General features: G+C 52.7%; 11 protein-coding genes. 6 read left to right on the forward strand and 5 right to left on the reverse strand.

Annotated features, from left to right (window positions below; translation table 11 throughout):
* The first annotated feature begins 36 nt into the window (after window positions 1–36).
* Together WBJ47_RS07520 and WBJ47_RS07525 are read left to right on the forward strand one after the other, a co-directional pair.
* On the forward strand, window positions 37–1647 hold the full coding sequence (locus tag WBJ47_RS07520; RefSeq protein ID WP_422242965.1) for a peptide chain release factor 3: 1611 nt from the start codon (window positions 37–39) through the stop codon (window positions 1645–1647).
* A 23-nt stretch (window positions 1648–1670) separates the two neighbouring features.
* Window positions 1671–2276 (forward strand): hypothetical protein, encoded by a 606-nt coding sequence (locus tag WBJ47_RS07525; protein ID WP_422242966.1) that lies wholly within the window; start codon window positions 1671–1673, stop codon window positions 2274–2276.
* Here the strand turns inward: WBJ47_RS07525 and rpoN are convergent.
* Window positions 2273–3784, reverse strand: a complete 1512-nt coding sequence (gene rpoN / locus WBJ47_RS07530) for an RNA polymerase factor sigma-54 (RefSeq protein ID WP_422242967.1) — start codon at window positions 3782–3784, stop codon at window positions 2273–2275. The two genes, WBJ47_RS07525 and rpoN, sit on opposite strands and share 4 nt — an antisense overlap.
* On the opposite strand from rpoN, the gene WBJ47_RS07535 reads away from it, so the two are divergent.
* The 3 genes from WBJ47_RS07535 (at window position 3783) to leuA (ending at window position 6496) form a co-directional block, all read left to right on the forward strand.
* Complete coding sequence (locus WBJ47_RS07535) at window positions 3783–4418, forward strand: hypothetical protein (protein WP_422242968.1); 636 nt, start codon at window positions 3783–3785, stop codon at window positions 4416–4418. The genes rpoN and WBJ47_RS07535 overlap by 2 nt on opposite strands.
* Before the next feature lie 88 nt (window positions 4419–4506).
* Window positions 4507–4668, forward strand: a complete 162-nt coding sequence (locus tag WBJ47_RS07540) for a hypothetical protein (protein ID WP_422242969.1) — start codon at window positions 4507–4509, stop codon at window positions 4666–4668.
* A gap of 157 nt (window positions 4669–4825) precedes the next feature.
* The gene (leuA, locus tag WBJ47_RS07545; protein ID WP_422242970.1) at window positions 4826–6496 is read left to right on the forward strand and encodes a 2-isopropylmalate synthase; all 1671 of its coding nucleotides are present in this window, start codon (window positions 4826–4828) and stop codon (window positions 6494–6496) included.
* A gap of 42 nt (window positions 6497–6538) precedes the next feature.
* On the opposite strand, the gene WBJ47_RS07550 is transcribed toward leuA, so the two are convergent.
* Complete coding sequence (locus tag WBJ47_RS07550) at window positions 6539–7345, reverse strand: ferritin-like domain-containing protein (protein WP_422242971.1); 807 nt, start codon at window positions 7343–7345, stop codon at window positions 6539–6541.
* A gap of 44 nt (window positions 7346–7389) precedes the next feature.
* On the opposite strand from WBJ47_RS07550, the gene WBJ47_RS07555 reads away from it, so the two are divergent.
* A complete protein-coding gene (locus tag WBJ47_RS07555) occupies window positions 7390–7869 on the forward strand; it encodes a DUF3429 domain-containing protein (RefSeq protein ID WP_422242972.1) in 480 nt (159 codons plus the stop codon).
* A gap of 34 nt (window positions 7870–7903) precedes the next feature.
* Here the strand turns inward: WBJ47_RS07555 and WBJ47_RS07560 are convergent, their stop codons facing one another.
* Genes WBJ47_RS07560 through WBJ47_RS07570 form a run of 3 tightly spaced genes read right to left on the reverse strand, consistent with a single transcriptional unit; the run spans window position 7904 to window position 11936 of the window.
* Entirely contained in the window at window positions 7904–8401 is a 498-nt protein-coding gene (locus WBJ47_RS07560) for an SET domain-containing protein (RefSeq protein ID WP_422242973.1), read from the reverse strand.
* An 18-nt stretch (window positions 8402–8419) separates the two neighbouring features.
* Entirely contained in the window at window positions 8420–9241 is an 822-nt protein-coding gene (panB, locus tag WBJ47_RS07565; protein ID WP_422242974.1) for a 3-methyl-2-oxobutanoate hydroxymethyltransferase, read from the reverse strand.
* Between the two features lie 13 nt (window positions 9242–9254).
* The gene (locus tag WBJ47_RS07570) at window positions 9255–11936 is read right to left on the reverse strand and encodes a DNA topoisomerase III (protein ID WP_422242975.1); all 2682 of its coding nucleotides are present in this window, start codon (window positions 11934–11936) and stop codon (window positions 9255–9257) included.
* Window positions 11937–11950 lie beyond the last annotated feature (14 nt).

Raw genomic sequence — 11950 nt, forward strand, 5'->3', positions numbered from 1 at the left:
ACAGGCTGGTTCGTCCAGCCTGTAAAATGCCTCACCATGAGTATTCAAGCTGAAGTTGCGCGACGCAGAACGTTCGCCATTATTTCTCACCCTGACGCCGGTAAAACGACACTCACCGAAAAGCTGTTGCTTTTCGCGGGTGCGATCCAGATCGCCGGCAGCGTCAAGGCACGCAAGGCCTCCCGCCATGCGTCCTCGGACTGGATGGAGATTGAAAAACAACGCGGCATTTCTGTTGCCTCCTCAGTGATGCAGATGGAATATCGCGATTGCGTGATCAATTTGCTCGATACCCCGGGCCACCAGGACTTCTCCGAAGACACCTACCGAGTTCTGACCGCCGTTGATGCCGCACTCATGGTGATTGATGCCGCAAACGGTGTCGAACCACAAACGATTCGCTTGCTACAAGTCTGCCGAGCCCGCAATACACCCATCATCACCTTTATCAACAAGATGGACCGAGAGGTTCGCGATCCGCTTGAGCTGCTGTCCGAGATCGAACAGCACATCGGCATGGATGCCGTTCCCTTCTCTTGGCCTGTTGGTATGGGCAAAGCCTTCGGTGGTGTATTCGATATTCAGCGTGACCGTATGCGACTCTTCCGTCCAGGACAAGAGCGCCGTAACGACAGCACGGATGACTTTATTGACGGTCTAGACAACCCTGAAATTGCCAAGCGCTTTGGTTCTGCCTTTGAACAAGCCAAAGGCGAGATTGAGCTCATTCAAGCTGCCGCACCAACCTTTGACCACGATGCTTTTTTAGCCGGCAAACAAACCCCAATCTTTTTCGGTTCTGCCATCAATAACTTTGGCGTTCAAGAGGTATTGGATGCCTTGGTCGACCAAGCACCACCACCTGGCTCACGCCAAGCGCTGGAGCGAGTCGTCCACCCCGAAGAGCCCAAATTTACCGGTGTCGTATTTAAAGTCCAAGCCAACATGGATCCTGCGCACCGCGATCGCGTCGCGTTCGTCCGCGTGAGTTCAGGCAAATTTGAACGCGGTATGCGCCTTAAAGTCTCTCGCAATGGTAAAGAAATTCGCCCAAACAACGTTGTGTCTTTTCTGTCACAACGCCGTGAACTCGTCGACGAGGCCTATGCAGGCGATGTGATTGGTATCCCAAACCATGGGATTTTGCATTTGGGAGATGTCTTAACCGAAGGCGAGGCCCTGCATTTCACAGGCCTTCCATTTTTTGCTCCTGAGCTTTTCCAGGCCGTTGAAACCAAAGATCCGCTGCGCATCAAACAACTGCGCACGGGTCTGCTCCAGCTCGGCGAAGAGGGTGCTATCCAGGTTTTTAAACCTATTGCTGCAGGTGGCGCGATGCTGCTTGGTGCAGTCGGCCAACTTCAGTTTGAAGTCGTGGCACACCGCCTACAGGCCGAATATGGTGCCGAAGCACGACTGATGCCTTCACGCTACAACATGGCTCGCTGGATAACAGCCGAAGATCCAAAAGAACTACGCAAATTCATTGATGCCAACGCCTCTCATATCGCCTATGATGTGGTCGAAGCACCAGCCTTCCTTGTCTCGTCAACCGCGCAACTTCGGGTCGCCGAAGAGCGTCATCCGGCGATACGATTTCATGCGATGCGTGAACACGGTGGTCAAGTGTTTTCTGACAAAGTCTGACACCCCGCAACTCAGAGATCCCTATGTCTTGGCGCGCCCTCACACTCTTTTTGTTGTTAGCCATCGTCGCCTCCTGGCAAGGCGGCCGACAACTTGGGCTCTGGCTTGTTGAGCAAGCACCCGAGTCTATCGCCTCTGCCTTTACCCCAAAAAATGAAAATGGTGAGGTCCTCGATGCGGACGGCAAACCTCTCGCGCCACAGCCCCCTCAACCCCGTATTGACGGTACGCTTGGTGTTCCAAAAGAAATGGCCCCGGTTGAGTGGACCATTGCACCCGTGATTGCCTCACGTGCAGATGCGAACTCCTACAAAAAAGATGGCGAAGAAGACGATGAGAGCGAAAATGATGAGGATAAAGAAACATCCTCTGACTCCGTGCGCACAATCGATGCACGCACCCCCGGCACAGACTCTGCAACGACGCGGCCCAATACACCCCCACCTCCTCAAGTACTGAGCTGGCAAGACTCCTTAAAGAAAGAACTCGCTCAATGCAACAGCGTTGGTTTTTTTAGGCGCCCTGGTTGTATCGATGCGGCGCAATCTAAATACTGCGGACCGAACAGAGCTTGGGGCAAAATTGCAGAGTGCCCTGAGCGAACTAACACCTTTAATCCAGGCGGCTAAGCCGCACCTGCTTGCGACTTGCGTAACGGTGCGGTGGGGATTCTCATTTGCTCGCGGTACTTGGCAACCGTTCTACGCGCGATCGTAATGCCATCCTTGTCCAATAACGTGACGAGCTGACTGTCTGACAGGGGACGGGCCCGATCTTCTTGACGAATCAACGCCTGAATCCGCGTCTGGACAGCCGTCGAAGAGGTCGCCTCGCCCCCCTCGGTCGATAAACCTGTGCTGAAAAAGCGCTTGAGCTCCAACGTACCGTATGGCGTCACCATATATTTTTGCGTCGTTGCGCGCGAAATCGTTGACTCATGCATGCCAAGCTCAAGCGCAATGTCTTTAAGCGTGAGGGGACGTACCGCCTCCCAACCTTTCGTAAAGAAACTTTGTTGATGCGCCACGATCACTTGGGATACGCGCAAAATCGTCTCAAACCGCTGTGCGACATTACGTATCATCCAGCGTGCCTCTTGCAACTGCCCATGAAGCGCACTATTCGCACCACCTCGTGGACTTCCAAGCGCCTCGGCATACATCGCGTTGACACGCAGCTTTGGCATCACAGCCTCGTTCAGATGGGCCTCCCAACCCTTACGTGTTTTTCGCACAATCACATCCGGAACAGCAAAGTCTGCCGCGGGCTTATTCCAACGACTTCCAGGGCGGGGGTTCAAGCGAACGATCAGCGCGTGCGCTCGGCGCAACAACTCAGCCTCACACCCTAATGCCTCTCGCAACTTACTCATATTGCCTGTTGCCAAGATATGGAGGTGCTGTTGACACACTCTTCGCGCTAACGTCAGCACGTCTGCATTGTTGACCTCAGGTAAGTGCTCAGGGTCTGCATATTGCAATTGCAAATCTAAACACTCTCCAAGATCACGGGCACCCACACCAGGCGGATCCAGTGACTGCAAAAATGTGAGTCCCAGGCGAAAATCATCAAGCTCTAATCCCAATTCTGGACTCATCCATCCGACGATTTCCTCAAGCGGCGAAGCTAATAACCCGTCTTCGTTGAGTTCCTCGATCAACAAGCCCACGATGGCAGCATCCCGCTCACTGAGTCGCGTTGTACCAAGCTGACCAAGCAAATATTCACGCAAATTACTTTCACGGGCCGCTTCGGGACGCTCCGTGAACTCATCATCTCTAGAATGACGTGACTCAGCTGAAAACTCCGAACGCTCGCGCTCAAAGGGCAAGTCACTCTCCGAAGAGGAGGTTGTCGACCCCTCCACGTCCGTCTGAGGGCCTTCAGCAGGGTCTGCAGGGCCTTCGAACGCCTGGTCCACCCTCACAGTAGAGCCTAAGGCCCCAGGGTCTTGCAGGCCTTCACCTTCTTGTTCTAACAGAGGGTTTTCAGCGAGCGCCTTCGCAACTTCCGCCTCTAAGTCGAGGGTCGACAACTGCAAAAGTCGGATGGACTGTTGCAGTGCCGGGGTCAGTGTCAGGCTCTGACCAAGACGAAGTTCGAGAAAATTGCGAGTCATAGGTACAATATTTTGCATGATGATCACACCAAACACCGCAAATATCCGAAAAGATGTCTATCTTCTGGGCAATACCTTGTTGCGTTTAGGGCTGCCGCGACTAATTATTCGCTTAGTTGTGACCTTAAGTGTGCTGGCCTTGCTGCTTTATTGCGTGCAAGGCATTTTGGCACGCGGCAAAGGCTGGCTAGAGTTTAGTCTGCATATCTCTGGTCTCAACGAGATCCTTGGCAAGACGGTGATCGATTTCGTCATGCAATACCAAAAATTCTTTTGGTGGCTGATTGCCGCGCTTCTGGTACTTTTTGTACTGAGTGGCCTCATGAGCTGGCTCAAAAGTAGCGTTAAACGCGGACGTGCTGCGCTTGTTCCGCTTGGCGAGATGCGCAAACTGTGTACTGGCCTGAGCCAAGAAGCACTCGATGTGCTGGATTGGGTCTGGCGTGACAAGTCAAATCCTGTCACGATCGGCAACATTCAGTCCACGCTCGCACAGCTGCGCTCAGGTCGTCAGCGCAAGTTAGATTTAGCTCGCGCGCAGAAGCTTGAACTTGAAATGGCCCTCACGCCTAAAACAGTGACGCCAACAACCGACCCGTCAGACACCCCCCACGCTCCCGACGGCCAGCGTGAGCCAACCCTTCTCGCCTAAAGTAAACCGTTGCTTAAAAGTGTCCGACTAGGCCGTCAAAGTGAAGCTGCGCTTGCTTTTGGACTGCTTTTATGTTTGACTTATGGTTATGTACGCGCACATCTCAGGCACTGCCTGCCCTCGTTTAAACCTCATCGCCTCACAGGGCGATGGTGCGATGTTGCGTATCGGACGCGTGTCCCCCTTAGCCAAGCCTACTGCCACACCCAGCCTACTACCGCTGCTACTAGCGATCGGTTGCCGGACCTAGCGTCCCGTGGCAGTCCGGCAGCCCTTGGCCACTCCGCATTACCCCACCAGATTCCTTGTATTAATCCCGGTTCTACCGGGCGCTGGTCAGAAACCAGCAGCAGATGATTGCGATGCCCCTGAAACGCAACATCGAACAAATAGACTTGAGGTTAAACATGCTTTCGAATCCCGCCACAAAATACATTCCGTTCAAACCCTTCGAACGAGATTTTTCTGAACGCACCTGGCCAACCAAGCGGATTACCCATCCGCCTATCTGGATGAGCACGGATCTGCGCGATGGCAACCAGTCCTTGATCGAACCGATGAGCGTCGAACGCAAGCTGCGTTTTTTCGACATGCTCATCAAAATTGGTTTCAAAGAAATCGAGGTGGGATTCCCCTCCGCATCACAAACTGACTTCGACTTTGTGCGCAAGCTCGTCGACGACAAGCTCATCCCCGATGATGTCACGATCATCGCCTTGACGCAGGCACGCCCTGAACTCATCGAACGCACGGTCGAGGCTGCTGCCGGTGCCAAGCGCGCCATGATCCACTTGTACAACGCATGCGCGCCAGGTTTTCGCCGCATTGTATTCAACATGAATCGCGAAGAGGTCAAGCAAGTCGCCGTCGAAGGCACCAAGTGCGTGATGGCCTGCATGGCAAAATACCCTCAGACAGAGTGGTTGTACGAATACTCGCCAGAAGTTTTTAGCACCACTGAGCCAGACTTCGCGCTCGAAGTGTGTAATGCCGTGACTGATACGTGGAAACCCACGCCTCAGCGCAAAATCATTTACAACTTGCCCGCGACCATTGAGGCCACTACGCCCAACATGTATGCCGACCAAATCGAATACATGCACAACAATCTCAACAAGCGCGACAGCGTCATCATCAGCTTGCACCCGCACAACGATCGCGGCACTGCCGTCGCCGCAGCTGAGCTTGGTTTGATGGCGGGTGCCGATCGCGTTGAAGGCTGTTTGTTTGGCAACGGCGAGCGCACCGGCAACGTTGACCTCGTGACCTTAGCCTTAAACCTCTACACACAAGGCATCCACCCCGGTTTAGATTTCTCAGACATCGACGAAGTCCGACGCTGTGTTGAGTTTTGTAATCAGTTACCTGTGCATCCCCGCCATCCCTATGCGGGAGACTTGGTCTTTACCGCCTTCTCGGGCTCGCACCAAGATGCCATTAAAAAGGGCTTTGCAGTACAAAAAGCGGATGCAATTTGGGAGGTTCCTTATTTGCCAATTGACCCCGCCGACCTCGGTCGCAGCTACGATGCCGTGATCCGTGTCAACAGTCAGTCAGGTAAAGGAGGCGTCTCATATTTGCTTGAGCAGGAACACGGCCTCGCCTTGCCACGTCGTTTGCAAATTGAATTTAGCCGCGCGATTCAGCGCGTGACAGATGAAACAGGCCGCGAAGTGACCGCCACGGATGTTTACAGTATTTTCAACAAAGAATATTTAACTCAGACCGAGCCATGGAAGCTGATTAAACACAGCATTACCGGTGACCCAAGCGCTGCCGAAGGCAAGCTGTTCACGATCGAAGCCGAGTTTGATGTCGGAGGATCGCGACGCAAATTGACGGGTTCCGGCGATGGTGCAATTTCAGCGTTTGTCGACTGCTTGGGCATTCCTGTTCGTATCATGGACTATCACGAGCATGCGATCGGTATAGGCACAGACACACGTGCAGCGTGCTATGTCGAGGCGCGTATCGAAGAAGGCGCCACAGGATTTGGCGTGGGCGTCGACCGAGACATCGTGACAGCATCCTTTAAAGCCGTCCTGAGCGCACTGAATCGACACATCAATGCGGCTTAATTAGGACACCAAGCGCTCCCAAAGGAGCACTCTTGATGTAATTTAAACGGGCGTTTCTTGTAGACGCCCGTTTGCCTTTTGTAATGCAGCAATTTCCGCCGGTTCAAAACCGGCTGCCAAGCGCGCCTCAATATTAAAAGGCCCCTTGAGCGTTGGCGCTCGATACTGCATTGCAAGGTCGGCATACGTTTGAATTGGCTCAAGACCACGCTCGGCGCACAGCCAGCGGTACCAGAAGTTACCAATTGCCACGTGGCCGATCTCCTCACGCAAAATAATATCCACAATCGCCGCAGCCTGAGGATCGCCCCCACTCGCAAGTTTGTGACGCACAGCAGGCGATGCATCCAAACCTCGCGCCTCCAAGGTACGAGGCACCAATGCCAAACGTGCCAACACATCATCCTTCGTGCGCTCAGCCATCTCCCAAAGACCGTCATGCGCCGGAAAATCACCATATTTGAAACCAAGCGTGTTCAGGTGTGCGTCCAGCATTTGAAAATGTGCGGCCTCCTCGATCGCGACCCCAATCCACTGCCGATAAAATGCTTCGGACATCTGGCTAAAACGCCACACCACATCAAGCGCTAAATTAATCGCGTTGAATTCAATGTGTGCCAAAGCGTGGATCAACACCGCACGCCCCTCAAGCGTATGTACGCTTCGCAAACGCAGTCCAGCCGGAGGAACCAACTCAACCAAAGGACGCCCAGGAATCGGAGCGTATGCCTTTAGAGCGCGAACGGAGTCAATCGGTGTGTCCTCGCAAACCTTGGCTAAAAGATCCGCTTTTTCTTGCCAAGTGGTTTGACTCAGGGCACAGAGTGCAAGTTCTCGAAGTTCAGCCACGTTTTTACTCAACAGTTTTAAGTTCAATTGGTAATATTGCAATTATGTCTGATCTTTTGAACGCCACACATCCTGCCCTGCCTGCCAGCATTCCTGCCGCAGCACTCATTCCCGGCTTGCTAGGACTCTTGCCCTTTTGGGGGCTTGCCCTCTCGACACAGCTCTCAAGCGGGCTTGATCCATTGCTCGCGCTGATGGCGCTGATTATGTATGGCGCGATTATCCTCAGCTTTATTGGTGCACTCTGGTGGGGCTTAGCCGTCCATGCCAAAGCGCCCGCACCACGTGTAGCAATGTTTCTCTGGAGTGTGGTGCCTGCATTGATCGGTTGGGCATCCATCATGACAGAGCCTGCCATCGGCTTACGCATGTTGATCGCGGGCTTGGCGCTTCAATGGGTATTCGACGGGCTACTGATGCGCAGGGTTCCCGACTTGATTCCGCGGTGGGTCTTTAGATTGAGAACCATCCTCACGTTAGGCGCGACCAGTGCGCTAGGCTTCGCTTGGTGGCAGTTGGTTTAATGTCAAGCAGACCCGCAAGCCTGCTTAACATCCATCATGCCTCAGATTTCTTTTTAGACGTCTTTTTCTTTGGCACTGCCAACATCGTCAAACGGCAACTTGGTGCGCCACAACGACACTCGTACTGCGCCTTAAGCTTTTTGGTCAGCTTTTCATCATCAATCACGAGTCCGTAGTCGTAATTCAACTCTTCGCCGCGCTTGATATCGCGCTTAGCAACGATGTGTACCCGCTTCCCGCCTTTTCCTTCGCTACTCTCACAGTTTGGTTCGCAGGCGTGATTAATCCAGCGTGCGTCATTACCTTCGTCATTGCCATCAATGACTTTACCTGTACTGAGTGAAAAGAAAAAAGTGTGGAACGGATCCTCAGGATTCGTGGGATGACGACGGTCAGCCTCTTTAGCACTAATCGTCTTGCCCCCATATTCAATGATACGGGTGCCCTCAGGAATATTGCGCGCAGCAAACACGCCGTTGCCGTGAACTTTGGATCGCCTGACAATGTGCCAGGGCTTTTCAGTTGTTGTCATCAATCAAACTTGAAAAAATCAGGTGCGTTTCACACCAAAACAGTGCTGTGCCTCGGGAAACTTTCCGCCCCGCACTTCATCGGCATACTGCTGGACAGCATTACGCATGATCGAGTCCAGATCCGCATAACGTTTGACGAACTTAGGCACACGATTACCGCTGAGTCCAAGCATGTCATCTGTCACCAGAATCTGACCGTCGCAAGAGGGAGAGGCTCCGATACCAATCGTGGGGATGCTGAGCTGAGCAGTGATCTCTGCACCCAATGCTTCCGTCACGCCTTCAAGGACGACACCAAAGGCGCCTGCTTTTTCGAGCACCCGCGCATCCGCCAGAATACGCGCTGCCGAGTCGGGCGTCTTGCCTTGCGCCAAATAGCCACCCATGGTGTTGACATACTGAGGCATCAAGCCAACGTGTGCCAGTACTGGAATGCCTCGGCTGACGAGGTACTCGACAGTCTCGGCCATTACCTCACCGCCTTCTAGCTTAACGGCATCCGCACCCTGACTCAACAAATAACCGGCGCTACGAAAAGCTTGACCCAAAGACTCCTGATAGCTGCCGAACGGAAGGTCAGCAACAATACATGAACGTTTTGTTCCGCGCACAACCGCTGCAGTGTGATGACCAATTTGCTCAAGTGAAATGGACAGCGTGTTAGGCAAGCCGTAAGCCACCATTGCAGTCGAATCACCGATCAAAATGAAATCGACATAATCATCAATCACTCTTGCAGTTGGCACACTGTAAGCCGTTAACGCGACAATCTTGCGCTGACCTTTACAAGCCAACAATTGCGGGACTGTCATCCGCTTAACTTCTGCGTGCGCACTCATTTTAGTTTCCCGATCATTCATCTAAAACCACGTTATCCGTAGATTTTTTTACTGCTTTTTTCGCCACTTTTTTGACGGCTTTTTTCACCGTTTTTTTCACCGCTTTTTTTGCGGCAGTTTTTGTCGGCGCCTTTTTTGCTGCGGACTTAGTGGCCGTTTTTGCTGTCTTTTTAGCGGCTGTCTTTCCAGCCGTTTTTGTCGCTGTTTTCGCGGGTGTTTTCGTCGGCGTTTTGCGTCCAGGCTTCTCTGGACGCGCTTCAAACTCAAAGCTGACTTTGCCGTCCTCACCGCGCGCAAGATATGCCTTGAATTTTCGATTGGTCCGACTCGAAACAAAGCCTTCTAGCAAATCAGTCTTGCCACTTTCTAACAGCTTGACCATTTGATCCGCACCAATCTCTTGCTGCAAAATCACTTTACCCGAACGGAAATCACAGTTACGTTCTGGTCCAACCGACTTCTCGCAGATATAGCTCATGCCGTGCTCAAACACACGCGCAGAGCATTTAGGACAATGACCCAATGGTGCATGTCCTGAAAAATCAACCGGTTCGTTTGACTCTTCATCGCGCTGACCAAAATCAAATTCCAACTTTGAATCAGGATCCAACTTTAAGATCGCGGCAAATGGACGGCCCATTTTGCTGATGAATCCCTGCATCGGACCAATGCGCTTATCCGTGATCAGCGTCTCAACTTCTTCAGGCTCAAAGGTTCTTCCACCGGGATGTTTACCGATTGAAAAGTCGCAGCTCGTACATGCATAGCGACGATAGTTTTCTTTTACAACAGACCCGCATTTTGGACATGGGGTTGTCAGCGTGACATAGTCGCCTGGCACGGTATCGCGATCGTATTCTTTGGCGCGCTTGACAATGACTTGGGTCATTTGCGCAATTTCGCGCATGAACGCATCACGCTCCAGTTCGCCATGCTCAATCTGCTGAAGCTTATGCTCCCACTCGCCCGTTAACTCTGGCGACGTCAATTCCTTAACATCCAAACCGTTTAGCAAGGTCATTAACTGGCGCGTCTTGGCTGTTGGGACAAGATCGCGGCCATCACGTCGCAGGTAAGTCTCGTTTAGCAAGCCTTCGATAATTGAAGCCCGCGTCGCTGGCGTACCAAGGCCGCGTGCCGCCATCGCCTGCGCGAACTCGTCATCATCCACCAGCTTGCCGGCATGCTCCATCGCCGACAACAAGGTGCCCTCGTTATAGCGCGCGGGTGGCTTAGTGACCAAAGCGATCGCATTCACCTCTTCTGTACGAACAGACTCGCCCTCCACCACGGCCACCAAGGTCTCGTCGTCTTCTTGCGCTTCGCGACCATATACCGCCAACCATCCTGGCGAGACCAATACCTTGCCTTCAGTTTTAAACTGATGGGACTGAACGGTCGTCGTGCGCGTCGTCATGCGGTATTCGGCCGACGGGAAAAATATGGCCAAAAAGCGCTTGACCACCAAGTCATATAGCTTTGCTTCGGCTTCGCTGAGTTCTTTAGGAATTTGCAATGTCGGGATAATCGCAAAGTGATCCGACACTTTCTTGTTGTCGAAAATTCTTTTATTTGGCTTGATCCAACCACTCTTACTAATCGTCTTGGCATGAGGCGCTAGGTTTCTTGTGACGCCCCCCCCCTCGGCAATACCCTCAATCGTGGCGCGTACCGTGTTGATGTAGTCTTCAGGCAAATGCTTGGAGTCCGTACGCGGATAGGTCAATGCTTTGTGCCGCTCGTACAAACTCTGCGCCAAGGACAAGGTCGCTTTGGCCGAAAACCCAAACCGCCCGTTCGCCTCACGCTGTAAAGAGGTTAAATCAAACAAAGCAGGCGCAGCTTCTGTCTTGGGTTTTGCAACTTCGGTCACAACACCTGGTTGTTCGCGACATGCAGCGACCACGCTTTTTGCCGCGGCTTCTACCCAAAGGCGAGACTCATGCTTGCTTGGGTCTTCTGCATCTTTCTTAAACTGAGGATCAAACCATCGGCCTTCATACAGACCCGAGGCTGCGACAAAGGTCGCGCGGACTTCCCAATAATTGCGTGGCTCAAAGCGCCGGATTTTTTCTTCACGCTCAAACACAATGGCGAGCGTTGGTGTTTGTACACGTCCAACGGGTGTTTTGAAAAAACCACCATCTTTGCTGTTAAAGGCCGTCATGGCCCGCGTACCGTTGATACCCACCAGCCAGTCAGCCTCCGCGCGGGAACGTGCGGCAGCCTCCAGAGGCTTCATCGTCGTATCGGCACGTAAATTGGCGAACGCCTCTTTAATCGCGTCTTGTGTCATCGACTGCAACCAAAGCCGCTGAACAGGCTTTTTCTGACCTGCATATTGCTCGATGTAGCGGAAAATCAGTTCTCCCTCGCGGCCGGCGTCACATGCATTAATGAGGGCCGTTACATCCTTGCGCTTGATCAAGCGCACGAGCATTTTCAGGCGTTCAGCAGATTTTTTATCGCTCGGATTCAACTCGAACTGAGGCGGAATGACAGGCAAGTGAGTAAAGCTCCACTTTCCTTTGACCGGATCGTTCGGTGCCACGAGACTTAACAGGTGACCGACGCTTGAGGACAAAACGAAATTGTCACTTTCAAAATAGTCGCCCTCACGCGTAAAACCACCTAATGCCCGCGATATATCGAGGGCAACAGATGGTTTCTCAGCAATAATTAGTGTCTTAGTCATTCTTTTCCAAATAC

Source organism: Zwartia sp., assembly GCF_049655405.1.
GTDB lineage: Bacteria > Pseudomonadota > Gammaproteobacteria > Burkholderiales > Burkholderiaceae_B > Zwartia.